Origin of the sequence: Microbacterium lacus (assembly GCF_044794305.1) — a bacterium.
Lineage (GTDB): Bacteria > Actinomycetota > Actinomycetes > Actinomycetales > Microbacteriaceae > Microbacterium > Microbacterium lacus_B.
In genome coordinates, this window is record NZ_CP084996.1 from 2,257,738 (window position 1) to 2,275,586 (window position 17,849).

Consider the following 17,849-nt stretch of genomic DNA (forward strand, 5'->3'; position numbering starts at 1 on the left):
AAACACACCGAAGTCACAGTCCGGTCACGGCGATCCGTAGGCTAGCCCTATGGCCCATGTTTTCGACCCCGGCATCGTCTCGGGCGTGCTCAGCCACATGAACAACGACCATGCCGATGACAATCTCCTCATCGCACGCGCGTTCTCGTCCCCCGACGCGATCGCCGCGACCATGACCGGGTTCGACGGCGGTGCCGGAGCGTGGCGCGTCACCGCGGCGAGCGGCGAGGAAGAAGAAGTCCGGGTGCCCTGGCCGGGTGGACCCATCAGCGAGCGCCCCGAGGTGCGGCGCGAGATCGTCGCGCTGTACGACGCGGCCTGCCTCGCGCTCGGGCAGACCCCGCGCCCCCACGCCTGAAGCACGCTGAAGCACCTACGGCCGAGATCCGGCTTAGGTTAGGGTGCCCTAAGCCCCTAAGCTGGGGTCATGAACGAGGTTCTTCCCTTCTCGACCGCGCTGCGCGAGCGGTCGCAGAGTGCCCACTCCGGGAGCGAGCACTCCGGCTTCATGTCCGACCTCATGAAGGGCGAGGGCACGCGCGACGACTACGTCGCGTTGGTCATCCAGCACTGGTTCATCTACGAGGCACTCGAGCGCACCGCCGAGCAGATGCGCAATGACCCCGTGGCGTCCGTCTTCATCAGCGACAAGCTCACGCGACTCCCGGCGCTCGAGGCCGACCTCGAGTACCTCGTCGGCCCGGAGTGGCCCGAGATCATCGAACCGCTGCCGACGACGAAGCGCTACGTCGACCGCATCAACGAGGTGGGCGCGACCTGGGCGGGCGGCTTCGTCGCGCACCACTACACCCGCTACCTCGGTGACCTCTCGGGTGGACAGTTCATCGGACGACTCATGTCTCGCCGCTTCGGGTTCGACACGAACGGCATCGGCTTCTACCTCTTCGACGACATCGCCGACCCGAAAGCGTTCAAAGGCGTCTACCGCGAGCAGCTCGACGCCGCGCCCTGGGGTGCCGCCGAGCAAGAACGCGTGATCGACGAGGTGTTGCGGGCGTATCGGTTCAACACCGAGCTCTTCGAAGGCCTGGCCGAGGCGAAGGCAGCCGACAACACCCAAGTCGCCTGACCACCTTCGCGGCCCTTGACGAATCAGTTCAGGTCGCCTGACCTGGCCGAACCCCGCTGAGAAACCGGCGCACGTCGGGGTCGACGCGGATGTCGCTGGGTCGCAGCGGACGCGAGAGGTAGAGACCGTCTAGTGACGTGAGCCGCGACAGGGCGACGTACGTCTGTCCCGGAGCGAAAGCACCCGAGCCCAGGTCGATGATCGCCCGGTCATAGGTCTTGCCCTGCGACTTGTGGATCGTGACCGCCCACGCCAACCGCAGCGGAAACTGGGTGAACTCCGCCACGATCTCGCGGGTCAACGCCTTCGATCCTGGGTCGTAGGCGTAGCGGTACTTCTCCCACACCGCTGGCTCGACCTCGACGTTCTCGCCATCGACCTCGACGCGAACGGTTCCGCCAGCGATGCGCACGACGCGCCCGATTGTGCCGTTGACCCAGCGCGGCGGATCGGGAAATGAGCCCCGATCGTTGCGCAAGAACATCACCTGCGCGCCGACCTTGAGCTTGAGTTCGGAGTCGGCGGGGTACGCGGCATCCCCCCTGCCGAAATCCCCACTGATCTCGGCCATCGCCGTCTGCTCGCGCCCCTTGAGGTCGAGCAGGTGCCGACGATTGATGGAGTTCACGATGTCGTTGCGCGTGGCGAGCGTGATGATGGGCTCATCGTCGTCACCTTCCGGGGGCTGTCGCGCGCCCATGTCGTTGAAGATCTGCGCGATGTCTGCCGTCACATACCCATGCCGCACGGCGTTGAGCATGGCTTTGAAGTCAGCATCGGACTGCCGGTGGATCTCGACGAGTTCACGCATGTGCAGGTCGGCACCGTGACGACCGAGCCCGATCAGTCCGTCTGCTGCCGGCTCTTCACCCGCCCAGACGTGCGCATCGAAGAACCAGAACGACCGGTAGTGGTCTTGCACGTACCGTAGCTCATCGCCGCGCGGCGGCACGGGGGCGAGCTGGTACGGATCGCCGAACATCACGATCTGCACGCCGCCGAAGGGTTCGCCGCGACGCCCGCGCGCCAACCGCAGCGACCGGTCGATCGCGTCCATGAGGTCGGCGTTGACCATCGAGATCTCGTCGATCACGAGCGTTTCGATCGCGTTGAGGATCTTGCGCGTCGCGTCGGACTGCTTTTCGTCGCTGGGACCGATGAGTCCGATCGGCAAGCGGAAGAGCGAGTGGATCGTCTGACCCTCGACATTGAGCGCTGCCACACCCGTCGGCGCACACACCGCGATCTGCTTCTTGGTGTTCCACGCGAGGTGCTGCAGCAAGGTCGATTTGCCGGTGCCCGCGCGTCCGGTGACGAAGACGTGCTCGTTGGTGTCTTCGATGAGTCGGAACAGCGCCTCCTGTTCGGCCGAAAGCGGGGGCGTGATCATCGATTCATGCTAACCACACGGACCTGTCAGATTGCACTTCTTAGACTGGATGTGTGAACTCTTCTCCCCGGCGCTCTCGCCTCTGGGTCGACCTCACGCTGCTCGGTATCGTCGGAGTCCTTCTCATCGCCGCGGCCGCGGCCGCCGTCGGGTCGCTCTACCGCGAGTTCTACAGCCCCTCAGCCTTCGTGGAGCGGTACCTCACGCTCCTTTCCGAGGGCCGCGCCGCCGAAGCCCTTATGGTCGACGGCGTCGCCGTCGCCTCCAACGAACTCGAGGCCGCGGGGCTGACCCCCACCGCCTCGGACGCGCTCCTCCGCCCGGACGCGATGGCAACGCTGACCGACATCACGGCGGTCTCTGAAACCGACACCGGCGGCGTCTTCGAAGTCACGGTCGAATACGAGGCCGGGGCATACGCCGGGACCACGACGTTCGAGGTCGAACGTGCCGGTGCCGTCGGAGTCGTGCCGACCTGGCGGTTCCTCAAGAGTCCTCTGGCGGTCATCGAGCTGGTCGTCAAGGGTGCCCACACCTTCGATGTCAACGGCTTCGTCATCGACAAGCGCCAAGTTTCGCCTGATGGCAGCGAGGCCGACCCGCTCGCCCCGCTGGCGCTGCTGGTGTTCTCGCCGGGCATCTACTCGGTCTCGGTCGACACCTCCATCGCCGCTACTCCCGGCGTCGCCGTGCTCTCCGACACCCCATTCACCGCCGTCGACGTCACTGTGCAAGCCGAACCCACCTCCGAGTTCGCCGCCCTCGTGCAGCAACGCGTCGAGGAGTTCCTGACCGGCTGCGCAACCCAAGAGGTGCTGCAGCCAACGGGGTGCCCGTTCGGCTACTTCGTGCAGGACCGCATCGTCTCTCCCCCCGTCTGGTCGATCGCCGCGCAGCCGACCGTCGCCCTTGAGCCGTCGGGCAACGGCTGGAAGATCCCCGCGACCGAAGCCCGCGCGCGCATCGACGTCGAGATCCGCTCCATCTTCGACGGCTCGGTCACTCAGATCAACGAAGACGTGCCATTCATCGTCACCTCTGAAATCACGCTTCTGCCCGATGGCACCGCGTCGATCGCGGTCGCGGGTCCGGACACGCGCTGAGGCGCAGCATCCGGAGTGTGCAGTGGCGGATGCGTCAGCCGCGCGTCCGCGCGTCGCGCTCGGCGATCTCGGCTAGGCGCGCGTTGTACTCCGCGAGCTCGGCGTCGCCCGTCCGGTCGGCGTGACGATCGCGACGACGCTGGATGCGGGCATCCGACCGAGACCACTGGATCGCGACAGCGATCGCGAGGATCAGTGTCGGGACCTCGCCGATCGACCACGCTATGCCACCGCCCGTGTACTGGTCTTGCAGCGGAGTCTCGCCCCACGTGCGCCCCATCGAGCCGAACCACTCGGCGACCATCAGGCCAGACTGCATCATGATCGCGATGCCGAAGAACGCGTGCATCGCCATGATGCCGATGAGCAGCACAAGGCGTCCGGGGTACGGCAACCGGTACGGCACGGGATCGATGCCGATGAGGCTCAGCACGAAGAGATAGCCCGTGATGAGGAAGTGCGCGACCATCCACTCGTGCCCGAGGTGGTCGTACAACGACCAGCGGAAGAGGCCGGTGTAGTAGAAGATCCAAAGCGATCCGATGAACAGCGCCGCCGCGACGAACGGATGCGTCACGACCTTCGCGACCGGAGAGTGGACGGCCCAGAGGATCCACTCGCGTCCGCCGCGGGTACCGTCATCCCGCTTGCGGATCGCCCGTGAAGCGAGCGTGACCGGTGCCCCCGCAACGAGCGCGAGCGGAATCGCCATGGTCAGCAGCATGTGGCCGACCATGTGCACGCTGAAGAGGTAGTTCTGGTACACGTTGATCGCGCCACCGGTCACCCAGACGAGCAGCAGCAGGCCGAAGATCCAGAGGATCGTGCGGTAGATCGGCCAGGCATCGCCGCGTTGCCGGAGTCGCCAGACACCGGCGAGGTAGAAGAAGATGCCGAACCCCGCGGCAAAGGCCCAGAGCAGATCGATGTTCCACGCCGTGAGCCAGCGGTCGATCGTGAACTCGGGCGGCAGCGGGGCTCCGGTCAGGATCTCGGCCGGTGTCTGCGCGAGCGGAGCGGCCGCGCCGCTCGGCGGAGGGGTGCGGGCGAGCGCCGCCGCAGCGCCGAACGCGATGCCCATCAGCGCGAGCTCGAACGCGACGAGGCTCCAGAAGCGCCGTGCGGGGGCATCCTCCGTCATGCGCGCAATCAGCCGCTGGCGATACCACGCCCCCAGCACGCCGATCGCGATGAGCGCGACGATCTTGACGATGAGGATCACGCCGTACGGCGAGAACAGCGCCTCGAACCCGCGCAGCCCGACGGCGGCGCGCACAGTACCGCTGATCGCCACGACGACGAAAGCCGCGAGCGCGATGCTCGAGTACCGCGCGAGCGCGGCCGCCCCCTCGGTGCGTGACACGATCGGGCGGATGAACACCATGAGCAGCAGGCCACCGAGCCACGCCGCGGCCGCGATGATGTGCAGTACCAGCGCGACGACGGCCGAGTTGTGGTCGGCCTCTTCACCCGAGTGCCCCTGCGTACCCATCGGTACGAGAGCGGCGAGCGCGAGCACCGTGACCAAGAGGGTCGCCGTCCACGACCGTACGGCGAAGGTCAGCACCGTGAGCACGGCTCCGGCGACCATCGTGATCAGCCACGTGCGTCCGGGCTCGGTCTCGACGAGAAAGCGTCCGAGCAGTGATCCGAACTCGGGGCCCGAGCTCAGCTGAGGGTTGAACGCATCGAGGAACGTCAGAAACCCCGTCGTTGCCGCCGCAACAGTGAACACAGCGGCGGAGATGGATGCGGCATCCAGCGCCGTATCAAAAGCCCGGGTACCTGCTTTCAGAGTGAACAGCGCCGTCACGAGCACGCCCGCCATCCCGGCGGCCGAAAGGTTGACGAACAACTTCGCCGCAGGGAGTCCCCATCGTACGAACGGTCCGGGGTCAGCGATCGCGAGGGGCGCGGCCCCGCCGCCGTACGCCAGGGCCCAGGCGAGCGCGATCAGCGCGGCCACGACGAGAATCGCAGGGCCGGCGACCCGCAGCAACGCGGCAGACCGCTCCGGTCCGCCTGCCACGGTCGCTGCGCGCGGAGCGCGGGGCCGAGCGGGTGCGGATGTCACACCTCCAGCGTAATCGCCGTGCCGGTGGACGTGTCCTGTCCCTGCTCTCCCCGTGTGCGTAGGTCCGTGCACGCAAAGAAGAGGGGATGCCGCGAGTCGCGGCATCCCCTCTTCTGTGTCGTTTTCTCTAGGTCTCGATACGCGCTGGCGCGCTACTCGACCTAGACCCGACCTGCGTCAACGCCGGGCTTCGCTCGGCATTGATCCAGATCGCGTCTACTTGACGGCAGCCTTCAGCTTCGAACCTGCGGTGACCTTGACGCGCTGGCCGGCCGGGATCTTGATCTCGGCGCCGGTCTGGGGGTTGCGACCCGTGCGTGCGGACGTCTCGACGCGCTCGAACGAGATCCAGCCCGGGATCGAGACCTTGCTGCCCTTGGCAACGGCCTCGGAGACGGTGGCGAACAGGGAGTCGAGCACGCCCGACACGGCGGCCTGGCTGTGACCGGTGGCGCTGGCGATGCTCGCGACGAGCTCGGTCTTGGTGATGGACTTGTCGGCCATGGGATTCCTCCAAGGCGGCTGGATCGCCGCCTTCATTGCTCGGACCGGATGACTGATAGCCCGCCGGCTGGTCTGATCGACCGCCTCGAACGTACCTGAAACCGCCGACACTTCCGCGTATTTCTGCGGATTTTCGAGGTTTCGTTCGGCGTGTCGTGTGACTGATGTGACTGAAGTGACTGGTGTGTAGTCGTCATTCAGACTCGAGCGATCGCGATGACTCTCCGAGCGGTGCGCGCGAATGCGGGCGCAACCCGCTCCTCGCCGTCGAGATAGCCGCCGACGAGCGCCGCGTCGCGGAGCAGAACGAGGGATGCTGCCACCTCCGCGGGCTCATCCACCGCCGCCGCCGCGGCGAGCTGCTCAAGCGTCGAGCGGAACCACTCGCGGTGATCGGCGATCAGTTCGCGCACCGGTCCTTGCTCGGGATACTCGGCCGCGGCGTTGATGAAGGGGCAGCCGCGCGTGTGGCGCGTGCGGATGTCCTGCTCGATTCCGCCGACGACAAGGTCAAGGAGCACGTCCGGATCGTCGGATGCGGTGGATGCCTCGGCGAACAGCGCGCGCAGCCCGTCGTCTTCACCTTGCAGGTAGGCGAGAACGAGCCCCTCCTTGCCAGAGAACTGCTTGTACATCGTCGCGCGGGTGACGCCTGCCTGCTCGATGATCTTGTCCACGCCGACGGAGTGGATGCCCTCGTTGTAGAAGAGGTCGGTCGCCGCGGCGAGCAATCGCTCGCGGGCGGGTGAAGTGCGCATGTCGGGAACCTCCGGAATGACTTTCTCACGATTTTTGAGAATGTTCGGGAATAGGGTTGTGTAGATAGAACGTTCGGTCTACTATCAAGATACACCAACCGGAGACACCAGGATCCGGAACCCACCGCAAGAACACTCAGGAGAGATGAAATGAACACCACGACCAAAACCCCCATCGTCCTCATCCACGGCCTCTGGATGACGCCCAAGAGCTGGAACACCTGGGCAGACCGCTTCCGCGCTGCCGGCCACCAGGTCATCGTGCCGGGATGGCCTGGCATCGACGACCGCTCGGTTGAAGACATCCGCACCAACCCCGCTGCACTGAAGGGCATCGGCCTGAAGCAGATTGCCGACAACTACGAGCGCATCATCCGCGAGCTTCCCGAGAAGCCGATCATCATGGGCCACTCGTTCGGGGGCGTCATCACGCAGATGCTCGCCGACCGCGGGCTCGGCGTCGCCTACGTCGGCGTCGCTCCGGGCCAGACCGCCGGCGTCACCGCCCTGCCGATCTCGACGCTGTGGACCGGAACCCCGATCCTCGCGAACCCCTTCGGGCGCAACGGCGCCAAGCCTCTCTCCAAGCGCCACTTCCACTTCACCTTCGGCAACGACCTGCCCCGCGAAGAGTCCGACAAGCTCTGGGATGAGTTCGCCGTGAACTCATACAACCGCGTCTTCTTCGAAGGCGTGCTCTCGGTACTGAACGAGAAGGGCGGCGTGACCCACGTCGACTACGCTCGCACGGACCGTGCTCCGCTCCTCATCATCACCGGAGAGATCGACCACGTCGTGCCGCCGGCCATCGGCGAAGCGATCGTCAAGAAGTACCGCTCCACCGGCAGCCCCGCGATCGTCGACTACAAGACCTACGCGGGCCGCACCCACCGCCTGGTCAGCCAAGACGGTTGGGAAGAGATCGCCGACTATGCCCTCGAGTGGGCTACCAGCCACGCGGTCGTCGAGGCAGGGAAGTAGCATCCGTCCCTCACGGACGCCGGATCCTGGGCGAGAGGCATGAGCGTCTCGCCCAGGATCCGGTGTCCGCGGTGGGATACGGAGAGAGAAGGCCCGCGGATTGCAAGATCCGCGGGCCTTCGCCGTGCGCACGGAGTGTAGCGTCAGGCAGATAGGGTCACCGTGGCTCTCGAAGGAGCACGCTCATGGGTGAGAAGTCCGCACGGAAAGAAGGCGGCAAGACAGCGCCTGCCAAGACCCTCAAAGAGAAGCGCACGGCAAAGGCAGACAAGCGGGCGGCGAGCAGTCGGGTCGAGAACACCGACGCCGTCTCCAGGGTCAAGAACCGCTAGGGGCCTGTGCTCGGTCGCGATCCAGGATGCGAGTCCTCGGTCGCGACCGACGAGCAGAGGCAAGAGTCCGCCCGCAGCGTCGTAGATGATCAGGTGACGGGTGCCGACCGCGACCTCACCTCAGAGTTGCGGTCTACTGTGGCCACATGCCCCTCATCAGCACCATCGCGGGCGTCGTCCTCGTGCTCGTGGCGCTGAACGACGTGTTCCACACGTTGCTGCGACCGGCCGCGACCGGCAGGCTCTCGGCCATGGTCTTCCGCGCCGTGTCGGCGTTGACGCGGCATCCGCGCCCGATGTCCAACATCAGCGGACCCCTGACGATACTCACGACCATCTCGATGTGGCTCCTCCTCGTCACCTTCGGATGGGCGCTCATCTATCTGCCGCACGTCCCCGATGGATTCGCATACTCCGGTGTGAACCCGGGTGACTACCACCCGTTCGTTGAGGCGATCACCTTTTCACTCGTCGCTCTGACGACCCTCGGTCTCGGCGATGTCGTCCCCGCCGATCCACTGATCCGCCTGCTTACGCCGCTCGAAGCGCTCACCGGCTTCGCGCTGCTGTCGGCAGCGGTGGCGTGGTTCATGCAGTTGTTCCCTGCGCTCTCGCGGCGGCGCGCTTTCGCGATCGACCTCACGGGACTGCACGAGGCCGGGGTCGCCAACGGGCTCGGGCGCGTGAGCGACGCGCACGCAGCCTCCGTCGTCCGTGCCGTCTCGCAGTCCCTCGCTGCCGTGACCGCCGATCTCGTGCAGAACCCCGAGATCTTCTACTTCACCGAGAAGGACAAGGCGCTGTCGGCTCCGCGGGCGCTGCACTACTCGCTCCAGCTGCGCGATGGGGCGCTGGCATCGGCGAACGCGGACGTGCGTGCCGAAGGGCGCGTCCTTTCGCACGTGATCGACGAACTCGCCCGGGCGCTGCGCGGCCAGTATCCGCACCTGCGCGGCGAGTCCGCCGACGAGGTGTTCGGCAGCGCAGCGCAGCGCCATGGGCACCCATTCGATCCACCGGCGGGCGGCACGGACAAGGAGCCCGAGGACGCCCCACGTCCGTAGGCTGAAGCAATGACGGTGGATGCTGCGGACCCACGAGCCTGCCCCACCTGCGGCGATCCGCTGACATTCGAGATCTTGGACGACGAGCGATTCCTCGTTGTGTGGTCGTGCGTGAACTGCGGCGTGATCCGCACCACCGAACCGCTCTAGGCGGACGCCTCGGGCGCGAAGTGGTTGGAGGCCGTCAGCGCGCGAGGGCGTCCCAGTTCACATCCATGCGCGACGGCTGCGACTTCGCGATGCGAGCCGGCAGACGCTGACCAACCACGGGCCACCACTTGCGCCTCGTCACGACCTCGGTGCTGACCAACGTCGGTGCGACGTCGGACGACTCGGTCATCAGCTCGAGCTGACACGCGAAGTAGCCGAAGCCCCGGCGTGGGACGGCGCTGACTGAGACCACTCGCACATAGCCCTGCACCGAGTCCGCGATGGGGTCGCCCATCATGCGCTCGAGCTGCGTCGCCATGTGTTCGACCTCATCCATGCGACGAGCCTATGCCGCGCGTGTTTCGGGCGGTGGCCCATTCACATCGCGCGCGGGACAACCCCACAACAGCGAAAGGCCCGAGGTTCCGAAGAACCCCGGGCCTTTCAGCGTGATCTGGTGGTTACCAGGACGACTTGGTCACGCCGGGCAGCTCGCCACGGTGTGCCATGTCACGGAAGCGGACACGCGAGATGCCGAACTTCGTGAGGACACCGCGGGGGCGGCCGTCGATGACGTCGCGCGAACGCACGCGCACGGGCGACGCGTTCTTGGGAAGCTTCTGCAGGCCGAGGCGAGCGGCTTCACGCTGCTCTTCGGTCGAGTCGGGCGAAACGAGCGCCTTCTTCAGCTCGGCGCGCTTGGCGGCGTAGCGATCGACGATCACCTTGCGCTGCTCGTTGCGCGCGATCTTGCTCTTCTTAGCCATGGGATCAGCGCTCCTCTCGGAATTCGACGTGCTTGCGGATGACCGGGTCGTACTTCTTGAGCACGATGCGGTCGGGGTTGTTGCGGCGGTTCTTGCGCGTGACGTAGGTGTAACCCGTGCCTGCGGTCGAACGAAGCTTGATGATCGGACGTACGTCCTGAGCCTTCTTGGCCATTAGAGCTTCACACCCCTCGCCTGCATGTCACGAACGACGGCCTCGATGCCTCGAGCGTCGATGACCTTGATGCCCTTAGCCGAGACGTTCAGCTTGATGCTGCGTCCGAGCGAAGGAACAAAGTAGGTCTTCTTCTGCACGTTCGGGTCGAAGCGACGCTTCGTCCGGCGGTGCGAGTGCGAAATGTTGTGACCGAAGCCGGGAACCGCTCCAGTCACCTGGCACACTGCTGCCATAGTGATTCTCCTTAATACCGTGAGGCCGGACGGCCTCACCCAAGATCCCTTGTCTGCACCCCCGCGCCTTCCGGCGCAAGAGTACGAACTGCGTGCAGGAGTGCGCGCAGACAAAGATTCAGTCTAGCACGACGGATGCTTCGTCCCTGACGGATGGCCCAGCGCCGCGCCCCCACCGGAACACCGACACCGAGGGGTCACCGTCGATCCAGAAGCGCCACGGGAAGGCATCCGTCCCCGCAACACCCGCAACCCCCACACGCGGCCCGCGCGCGAAATCCGCGATCGGCTCCACCAGCAGGAAGATCTGAGCCGACGCCCCCGCAAGGGCAACCCCGGTGATCGCGTCAATCCCGTCGTGGACCGGATGCCGAAGCCCCACAGCATCACCGAGCCGCCCGGGTCCGCGGGCGAGGTCACGCTCTGCGCGCACGACCCCGCGTTCACGGCGGCGACGGGTCGCAGCATCCGTCCCCGCAATGATCTCGCCGGCCCGCAAGAGGATTCCGCCCGCAACACCATCAGGGCCACACACGACGTTCACGCACGAATGGATGCCGTGACTGAGGTACACGTACAGGTGTCCGGGTTCTCCCCACATGGTCGCGTTGCGAGTCGTCCGGCCCATGCGGGCGTGTGAACCCGGGTCTGGCACGTCACCGGTTCCGGCGCCGTGATAGGCCTCGACCTCGGTCAGGCGCACGGTGACGGTCTGTCCCGCGACCTCGGTGGTGAGGTGCGCGCCGAGGAGTCGTGGGGAGACATCGACGGGCAGACCCGCGAAATCTTCGCGGGTCGCGGGGCGCATCGGGCGCGTCGGGCGCATCGCGCCACTCACTCGGGCGGAACCCGGCACCACGAGATGTCGAACCCATTGAGCGAGACGACCGGAGTGCCGTCATCGATCTCGACGACCTGCGTCTCGAGGTTCGCGGGCAAGGGCAGCGGGTAGAGGTCGTACGGGTTCGATACGGCATCGGGGGCCACGAGCAGCGCCGCGTAGCGACCGCTCGGCGACACGCAGGTCTGCAGATAAGCGTCTGACACCGGGACCTCCCCGATCACGCGTGCCACGCCGTCAGAGTCCACGAATGCCAGCTGGGTCGCCCCGATGGCACCGGCGTCGTCGATCGTGGCGTAGGTGCGCAGGGTTCCGCCGCCCGGCACCGGGAGCACAGACCCGAGGAGGCCGAGTACGGTATCGGCCTCGACCAGCGGTGCCTCCGAGCCGTCGGTCAGGTCGATCACAACCGTGTTCTCCATGCGGTCAACGATCGCGTCCGTGCCGGCGATGCCCTGAATTGCCAGGGCGGAGCCGAGCGACGTCGCGCCCGAACCGTCCGATGCCGCGAGCAACAGGTTGGCGTCGAATCCGAGCACCAGAATGCTGTCGGTGTCGGGCACGAACCGCCAGTCGGCGACACGCGGGTCGGCGCCGGCGATCGTGACCTGGGTCGGCGCCGCGTCGGCCGCGCTCGCATCGAGCGACGCCGTGAAGAGCACGCTCTCGAGGCCTCCGTCTTCGCCGAGGTCGGCATCCGAGAAGGTGTAGCCGATCACCTCGCCCCGGTCGGCAGCCTGCAACCCGCGGATCGACCCATCGCCGGGCAACGGCAACTCGCGGGCGTTCTCACCGTTGAGGTCGGTGACGATGAGCGAAGACCGGTCATCGTCGTCGCGCACCGACATCACGAGGTGCGAGCCGGTGGCCCGGAAGTCCTCGATCCGCGGGTGGTGGAAGATCGCCACCGCTTGCTCTCCGGTGAGATCGGTGCGGTAGACGATGTCGTCCTCGCCATCCCGTCGCTGAGCGAGATTCACCTCGAGCGACGGTGTGGTGAACGTCTCAGTGACCGTGGATTCGGGCCCGCCCCCAATACCCGTCAGGCCCGTGATCGTCACCGTGTACGTGGTGTCATCGTGTAGCGGCATCCCGAACCGCACTCCGACGCTGCGCCCCGACGTGTCGACGGCGAACGGAACGGAGGGCTCGACCGTGACCTGAGAGTCGTCCACTTCCGCGAGCGACTGTGAGGTGGTGAAGATGACACGAGAGCCGGATGCTGCCACCGACGCCTCAGGATCGATCGACACGTTCGTCACCCGCGGACCCTGCACCACGCTCGCCGCGGCGGCACCGATCCCGACGGCGGCGAGCACGGCGGTGACGATCGCGAAGGTCACCATGAAGGTGCGTCCCCTCCGCGTCCGGGCGCTTGCCCTGCGCGTGAGCGGCTCAGTACTCATATGGATCCACCGGCTCGTCGATCAGCTCGACCTCGGTCGCGTCGATGCGCAACTGGCCATCGGTGGTCGAGCGCACCGTTCCGGTCACGGTGACCCACTGACCCGTGTCGGGCACATCGATCGACGCGGTGACGGGAACGCTCGCGGTCTGCGCGTCGATCACGCAGTGGGTGATCACGAGGCGGGTCAGCGCGAAGTCCGAACCGGGGGTGACGAACCCGGTCAGGGTCACCGGGGCTCCGTCGAACGCCTCGGGGTTCGTCGCGGTCGCGAAGACCGCCGACCACTCGCCGATGCCGAAACTCGCGGTATCTCCGGTCGCGGCGAGCGCGACAGTGTCGGCTCCGACAAACAGAGGCGGAGCCCCGACATCGCGCGAGATCGCGAGTTCGGCAGACAGCGATGCGGGCGGCAACACAAGGGTGACGATGACGATGGCGGATGCGACGACCCCGCCCACGACCGACGCCACGAGTCCGATCCCCTGAGGGGAGTGGTGTTCGTGGCCGCCTTCAGCATCGCTGGAGTCGTCGCCACCGTCGTGCCCATGGTCGTGCCCGTGGTCGGACTCGGCGCCGAGCGGGAGGAGGAACGAGAGGATCGCACCGACGAGGAGCAATACCGCCATGCCCACCGCGAACCACGACGACTCGGGGTTGATGTAGAGACCGATTCGACCGGTGAGCGAGAGCGAGACTGTGACGACGGCGAGCGCGGATGCCAATCCGACGCCGAGCCAGCGGGTTGCGAGGGCGTTCGATCTAGACAATCAGGTTCACCACCGCTCCGATCGCGAAGGCCGCGAGGATCACGACGACGGTGATGCCGACGAGCGTCCGAGTCGTGAAGGTGGTGCGCATCAGGGCGAGCATCTTGACGTCGACCAGGGGGCCGACCAGCAGGAACGCCACGATCGAGCCGGGCGTGAAAGTCGACGCGAACGACAGCGCGAAGAACGAGTCGACGTTCGAGCAGATCGAGACCACCATCGCCAGGGCGATCATCGCGACGATCGACAGGGCGGGGTTCGAGCCGATCGCCAGCAACGCGTCGCGAGGCACGAGCACCTGCACCGCTCCGGCGAGCGCCGAACCGATGATCAGCGCCGGCATCACGGCCCGCAGTTCGATCACGAACTGCGCGAGACTGCGGCGGCCGCGGCCTCCCGGCTCATGCGTCACGATCTCGCACGTCTCACGGAAGCGCTCGGTCAGCAGCGCATCCGGCGAAGGGTGCCGGCTGTAGAGCCAGCCGATCAGGTTCGCGATCGCGAATCCACCGATCAGGCGTGCGACCAGGATGCCGTCACTGAACCCGAAGGCCTGGTGGGTCGTGATGATCACGATCGGGTTGACGATCGGAGCTGCGATGAGGAACGTCATCGTCTCGGACACGCCGAACCCGCGCATGAGCAGGCCGCGGGCGAAGGGCACATTGCCGCACTCGCAGACGGGGACGAACATGCCCAGGAGCGACAGCACGGCCCGCCGCGCCCAGGCTCTGCGAGGCATCCATCGCTCGATCATTCCCGGAGGAATCCACACCTGCACCGCGATCGACAGGAAGACGCCCAAGGTTACGAAGGGGAGCGACTCGATGAGCACGCTGATGGCGAGTGTGAGCCCGTCTTCGGCGCGTGTGGGGAGGGATGCTTCGAACAGCGCCGGCGCGAACGCATCGATCGCGAAGAGCACGGCGATGAACGCCACCCCGATGGCCAGGGCGACAACGGCGCGCGCGGCGGGTGTCGGCTCGAGGCGAGCGGTGCGCGGCGCGAACGAGTCAGTCCGCGTCACGCTCGGAGTCCCGGTTCTGTGCGCATGCAGTGCACAGCCCGAAGATGTCGACGATGTGCTCGGCCTCGCTGAAGCCGTGGCTCTCGGCGGTGCGCCGCGCCCACTGCTCGACGTCGGTCGCTTCGATTTCGACCGTCAGGCCGCAGGATCGGCAGATCAGGTGGTGATGGTGACCCGTGCTGGTGCACGCGCGATACAGCGCTTCGCCGTCGGGGCTCTGCAGCGAGTCGGCGTCACCCTGGGCAACGAGCCCAGCCAGGGCGCGGTAGACCGTGGCGAGGCCGATGCCGGTGTTGTCTTCGCGCAAGGAAGCGTGCAGGCTCTGTGCGCTGACGAATCCGGGCGCGCCAGCGAGCGCTTCGCGCACCATGTCGCGCTGCTTCGTATTGCGTGGTTTTGCAATGCGCTCGGTCATGGTGGGTACTCTACCTTCGGCCACTGATTGAGCCCTGGGCGGCCGCCGGGAGTCCTCAGGCACGGAGCACTCGACCCCGACGCGAGCCGATGATCCGGCAGATGAGGTAGATCACGAACGAGATCGTCGTGATGTACGGACTCACCGGCAGGGTTCCCATGATCGCGAGCAAGATCCCCCCAACCGCCGAGATCACACCGAACAGCGCGGCCAGCAGGGGCACGGCGAGCGGTCCTGCGGCGATGCGCATTGCCGCAGCGGCCGGGGTGACGAGCAGTGCCATGACGAGTAGAGCGCCGATGATGTGCACGCTGACGGCCACGATCAGTCCGAGCAGCAGCATGAACCCGAGCGACACCGCCGTCGTCGGAACCCCGCGGGCGGCCGCTGCCTGCGGGTCGAGCGAGTCGAAACGCAGGGGGCGCCAGATGAGCAGCATCCCGATCAGCACAAACGCGCTGATCGCGATCAGCCACCCGAGCTGTGCGTTCTGCACCGACACGATCTGGCCGGTCAGCAGGCTGAACCGGTTGGCGCTGCGGCCGTCGTAGAGCGAGAGGAACAGGATGCCGAGGCCCAGCCCGAAAGGCATCAGGACTCCGATGATCGAGTTGCGATCTCGCGCTTTGGCCCCCAGCCAGCCGATGATCGCCGCCGCGATCAGCGAGCCGACGATCGAGCCGGTCACCACGTCGACGCCGATCAGCAGGGCGGCGGCGGCGCCCGCGAACGACAGCTCGCTGATGCCGTGGACGGCGAAAGCCATGTCGCGCTGCATGACGAACACGCCGACAAGCCCACCGACGAGCCCGAGCACGGCCCCCGCGATGACCGAGTTCGACACGAGTGCGAGGATCTCGGCGTAGTCGGGAAGGCCGCCGAACATCGCGTCGGCGATGTCTGCCCAATTCATGCGCCTTCACCGCTCATTCGTGCAGCTCGTGCTCGTGATGGTGGTGGGATGCCTCGGCATCCGGCGCGCCGACCACCACGAGCCGGTCGCCCGCGCGCAGCACGAAGACGTTAGCGCCGTAGAGGTCGCTGAGGACGTCGCTGCGCAGCACATCGGCGGGCGTGCCGAGGGTGAAGCGTCCGTTGGCGATGTAGAGGATGCGATCAACCTTGCTGAGCACCGGGTTGATGTCGTGGGTGACGAGCAGCACCGCCGCGCCGGTGCTGGTGCGGTGGCGGTCGATCAGCCCGATGACGGCCTGCTGGTTGGCAAGGTCGAGGCTCGTGAGCGGCTCATCGCACAACAACAGGCGCGGATCGTCGGCGAGGGCCTGCCCGACCCGAAGCCGCTGTTGCTCGCCGCCCGAGAGCAGGCCGACGGGCCGGTCGGCGAACTCGCTCGCGCCGACGGCGTCGATGAGGGCGTCGATCTTGGCACGGTCGCCGCGCTTCGGGAACGGCAGGCCGAACCGGTGCCCGTCAACGCCGAGCGCGACGAGATCGCGGCCACGCAGGCTCGTTTCGGGCGGCAGCGGGCGCTGCTGGGGGATGTACCCGATGCCACGACTGCCACGCCCGGCGACCGGGGCACCCAGAGCTGCGATCGTGCCTGCGCTGAGGTCCTCGAGCCCGAGAATCGCACGCAGGAGGGTGGTCTTGCCTGAGCCGCTGGGACCGAGCACGGCGATGAACTCGCCAGGCTCGACGACCAGGTCCAGCCCGCTCCACAGGTCGCGGTCGTCTCGCCGCAGTGACGCGTTGCGGATCTCGAGCGCGGGTTGGGACCGGCTGGTGCTCACTCCGCCAACGCTTTCCCCAGCGCCTCGATGTTCGACTGCATCCACGAGAGGTAAGTCTGGCCGTCCGGCAGCGTTTCTGTGAACTCCACCACGGGAATCTCTCGGCTTTCGGCTTCGTCGATGATGGCGGTTGTCTCGGCACCCCCGGTCTGCGCGTTCGCGATGACCGCGCGCACGGTGCCTGCGCTGACCAGGTCGAGCGCGTCGAGGAGCGTCGCGGGCGCGACATCCTGCCCTTCCTCGACTGCCTCAGTGAAGGCCTCGGGGGCAACGTTGAGAAGGCCGGCGGCACCGGTCAGGTACAGCGGAACGGGCTCGGTCACGAAGATCTCTTCGCCGCCGTGCGCGGCATCGATCTCGCCGAGCGAAGCTTCGAGGTCTTCGATGCCCGCCGCGAAGGTCTCGAGATTGGCGTCGAAGGTTGCGGCGTCGTCGGGCGAGAGCTCGCTGAGCTCTTCAGCGATCGCCTCAGCGACGTGGACGATCGTGTGCGGGTCGTACCAGACGTGCTCATTGAAGCCCTCGACATGACCGTGGTCGGCGTGATCGTGATCGTGCTCTTCATCGGCGTGATCGCCTTCGGCGCCCGCCTCTTCTTCGGCGTGGCCGTCGTTCTCAGGCCAGTCGTGCGAGAACTCCACCGCGGTGATGACGTGCGCCGCGGTGCCGGTCGCGTCGATGAGCGCATCCACGAAGGAGTCATACCCCCCGCCGTTCTCGACGATGAGATCTGCGCGGCTGACCGAAAGCTGGTCGCGGGCGCTCGGCTCGAACGAGTGCGGGTCTTGCGAGCCCGCCGCGACGATCGAGGTGACAGCGACGCGGTCTGCGCCGATCTCTTCGACGAGCTGGCCGTAGACGTTGGTCGACGCGACGACGGCGATTCGTCCGTCCTCGCTTCCGGACGCTTCGGCGCTCGCGCAGCCGGCGAGGGCGAGGGCGGATGCTGCAACCAGCGCAGCAGGAACGATCAGACGTCGGGGGCTCATGCCTCCACTCTAACGCTACTGATAATC

At 66.7% G+C, this 17,849-nt stretch carries 23 protein-coding genes; 7 read left to right on the forward strand and 16 right to left on the reverse strand.

Annotated features, from left to right (window positions below; all coding sequences use genetic code 11):
• The first annotated feature begins 49 nt into the window (after positions 1–49).
• Both LG299_RS10720 and LG299_RS10725 read left to right on the forward strand, forming a co-directional pair.
• The gene (locus LG299_RS10720; protein ID WP_404430035.1) at positions 50–358 is read left to right on the forward strand and encodes a DUF2470 domain-containing protein; all 309 of its coding nucleotides are present in this window, start codon (positions 50–52) and stop codon (positions 356–358) included.
• Between the two features lie 69 nt (positions 359–427).
• Positions 428–1,090 carry a heme oxygenase (biliverdin-producing) gene (locus LG299_RS10725; protein WP_404430037.1) on the forward strand — a complete coding sequence of 221 codons (663 nt, stop codon included), beginning with the start codon at positions 428–430 and terminating at the stop codon, positions 1,088–1,090.
• Positions 1,091–1,118: 28 nt separating this feature from the next.
• On the opposite strand, the gene LG299_RS10730 is transcribed toward LG299_RS10725, so the two are convergent.
• Positions 1,119–2,480, reverse strand: a complete 1,362-nt coding sequence (locus LG299_RS10730) for an ATP-dependent RecD-like DNA helicase (RefSeq protein ID WP_404430039.1) — start codon at positions 2,478–2,480, stop codon at positions 1,119–1,121.
• A gap of 53 nt (positions 2,481–2,533) precedes the next feature.
• Here LG299_RS10730 and LG299_RS10735 point away from each other — a divergent pair, with 53 nt between their 5' ends.
• Positions 2,534–3,583 (forward strand): hypothetical protein, encoded by a 1,050-nt coding sequence (locus LG299_RS10735; RefSeq protein WP_404430041.1) that lies wholly within the window; start codon positions 2,534–2,536, stop codon positions 3,581–3,583.
• 34 nt (positions 3,584–3,617) lie between these two features.
• Here LG299_RS10735 and LG299_RS10740 read toward each other — a convergent pair whose 3' ends face one another.
• The 3 genes from LG299_RS10740 to LG299_RS10750 form a co-directional block, all read right to left on the reverse strand.
• Positions 3,618–5,612 carry a cytochrome c oxidase assembly protein gene (locus tag LG299_RS10740; RefSeq protein WP_404434864.1) on the reverse strand — a complete coding sequence of 665 codons (1,995 nt, stop codon included), beginning with the start codon at positions 5,610–5,612 and terminating at the stop codon, positions 3,618–3,620.
• Positions 5,613–5,873: 261 nt separating this feature from the next.
• A complete protein-coding gene (locus LG299_RS10745) occupies positions 5,874–6,161 on the reverse strand; it encodes an HU family DNA-binding protein (protein WP_404430043.1) in 288 nt (95 codons plus the stop codon).
• A 197-nt stretch (positions 6,162–6,358) separates the two neighbouring features.
• On the reverse strand, positions 6,359–6,919 hold the full coding sequence (locus LG299_RS10750) for a TetR/AcrR family transcriptional regulator (protein WP_404430045.1): 561 nt from the start codon (positions 6,917–6,919) through the stop codon (positions 6,359–6,361).
• A 150-nt stretch (positions 6,920–7,069) separates the two neighbouring features.
• Between LG299_RS10750 and LG299_RS10755 the strand changes: the two genes are divergently transcribed.
• The 4 genes from LG299_RS10755 (at position 7,070) to LG299_RS10770 (ending at position 9,446) form a co-directional block, all read left to right on the forward strand.
• Positions 7,070–7,900 (forward strand): alpha/beta hydrolase, encoded by an 831-nt coding sequence (locus LG299_RS10755; RefSeq protein WP_404430047.1) that lies wholly within the window; start codon positions 7,070–7,072, stop codon positions 7,898–7,900.
• 185 nt (positions 7,901–8,085) lie between these two features.
• The gene (locus tag LG299_RS10760) at positions 8,086–8,232 is read left to right on the forward strand and encodes a hypothetical protein (protein WP_404430049.1); all 147 of its coding nucleotides are present in this window, start codon (positions 8,086–8,088) and stop codon (positions 8,230–8,232) included.
• A 146-nt stretch (positions 8,233–8,378) separates the two neighbouring features.
• Complete coding sequence (locus tag LG299_RS10765; RefSeq protein WP_404430051.1) at positions 8,379–9,296, forward strand: potassium channel family protein; 918 nt, start codon at positions 8,379–8,381, stop codon at positions 9,294–9,296.
• Between the two features lie 9 nt (positions 9,297–9,305).
• A complete protein-coding gene (locus LG299_RS10770; protein WP_404430053.1) occupies positions 9,306–9,446 on the forward strand; it encodes a hypothetical protein in 141 nt (46 codons plus the stop codon).
• A 34-nt stretch (positions 9,447–9,480) separates the two neighbouring features.
• On the opposite strand, the gene LG299_RS10775 is transcribed toward LG299_RS10770, so the two are convergent.
• The 12 genes from LG299_RS10775 to LG299_RS10830 all read right to left on the reverse strand — a co-directional run bounded on the left by LG299_RS10775 (position 9,481) and on the right by LG299_RS10830 (position 17,822).
• Positions 9,481–9,783, reverse strand: a complete 303-nt coding sequence (locus LG299_RS10775) for a hypothetical protein (protein WP_404430055.1) — start codon at positions 9,781–9,783, stop codon at positions 9,481–9,483.
• A 124-nt stretch (positions 9,784–9,907) separates the two neighbouring features.
• On the reverse strand, positions 9,908–10,213 hold the full coding sequence (gene rpsN / locus LG299_RS10780; protein ID WP_404430057.1) for a 30S ribosomal protein S14: 306 nt from the start codon (positions 10,211–10,213) through the stop codon (positions 9,908–9,910).
• Between the two features lie 4 nt (positions 10,214–10,217).
• On the reverse strand, positions 10,218–10,388 hold the full coding sequence (gene rpmG / locus LG299_RS10785) for a 50S ribosomal protein L33 (RefSeq protein ID WP_005051772.1): 171 nt from the start codon (positions 10,386–10,388) through the stop codon (positions 10,218–10,220).
• Positions 10,388–10,624 carry a 50S ribosomal protein L28 gene (gene rpmB / locus LG299_RS10790; RefSeq protein ID WP_404430059.1) on the reverse strand — a complete coding sequence of 79 codons (237 nt, stop codon included), beginning with the start codon at positions 10,622–10,624 and terminating at the stop codon, positions 10,388–10,390. The genes rpmG and rpmB overlap by 1 nt, the downstream gene beginning before the upstream one ends.
• Positions 10,625–10,742: 118 nt before the next feature.
• Positions 10,743–11,450, reverse strand: a complete 708-nt coding sequence (locus tag LG299_RS10795; protein ID WP_404430061.1) for a DNA-3-methyladenine glycosylase — start codon at positions 11,448–11,450, stop codon at positions 10,743–10,745.
• Between the two features lie 8 nt (positions 11,451–11,458).
• Complete coding sequence (locus LG299_RS10800) at positions 11,459–12,871, reverse strand: hypothetical protein (protein ID WP_404430063.1); 1,413 nt, start codon at positions 12,869–12,871, stop codon at positions 11,459–11,461.
• Complete coding sequence (locus LG299_RS10805; protein WP_404430065.1) at positions 12,861–13,640, reverse strand: TIGR03943 family putative permease subunit; 780 nt, start codon at positions 13,638–13,640, stop codon at positions 12,861–12,863. The genes LG299_RS10800 and LG299_RS10805 overlap by 11 nt, the downstream gene beginning before the upstream one ends.
• A complete protein-coding gene (locus LG299_RS10810) occupies positions 13,633–14,667 on the reverse strand; it encodes a permease (protein WP_404430067.1) in 1,035 nt (344 codons plus the stop codon). Before LG299_RS10810 ends, LG299_RS10805 begins: the two co-directional genes overlap by 8 nt.
• On the reverse strand, positions 14,654–15,082 hold the full coding sequence (locus LG299_RS10815; protein ID WP_404430069.1) for a Fur family transcriptional regulator: 429 nt from the start codon (positions 15,080–15,082) through the stop codon (positions 14,654–14,656). Before LG299_RS10815 ends, LG299_RS10810 begins: the two co-directional genes overlap by 14 nt.
• 55 nt (positions 15,083–15,137) lie before the next feature.
• On the reverse strand, positions 15,138–15,995 hold the full coding sequence (locus tag LG299_RS10820) for a metal ABC transporter permease (RefSeq protein WP_404430070.1): 858 nt from the start codon (positions 15,993–15,995) through the stop codon (positions 15,138–15,140).
• A 13-nt stretch (positions 15,996–16,008) separates the two neighbouring features.
• Positions 16,009–16,833, reverse strand: coding sequence for a metal ABC transporter ATP-binding protein (locus tag LG299_RS10825; RefSeq protein ID WP_404430072.1), 825 nt, complete (start codon positions 16,831–16,833; stop codon positions 16,009–16,011).
• Positions 16,830–17,822, reverse strand: a complete 993-nt coding sequence (locus tag LG299_RS10830; protein ID WP_404430074.1) for a metal ABC transporter solute-binding protein, Zn/Mn family — start codon at positions 17,820–17,822, stop codon at positions 16,830–16,832. Before LG299_RS10830 ends, LG299_RS10825 begins: the two co-directional genes overlap by 4 nt.
• Positions 17,823–17,849: the final 27 nt, after the last annotated feature.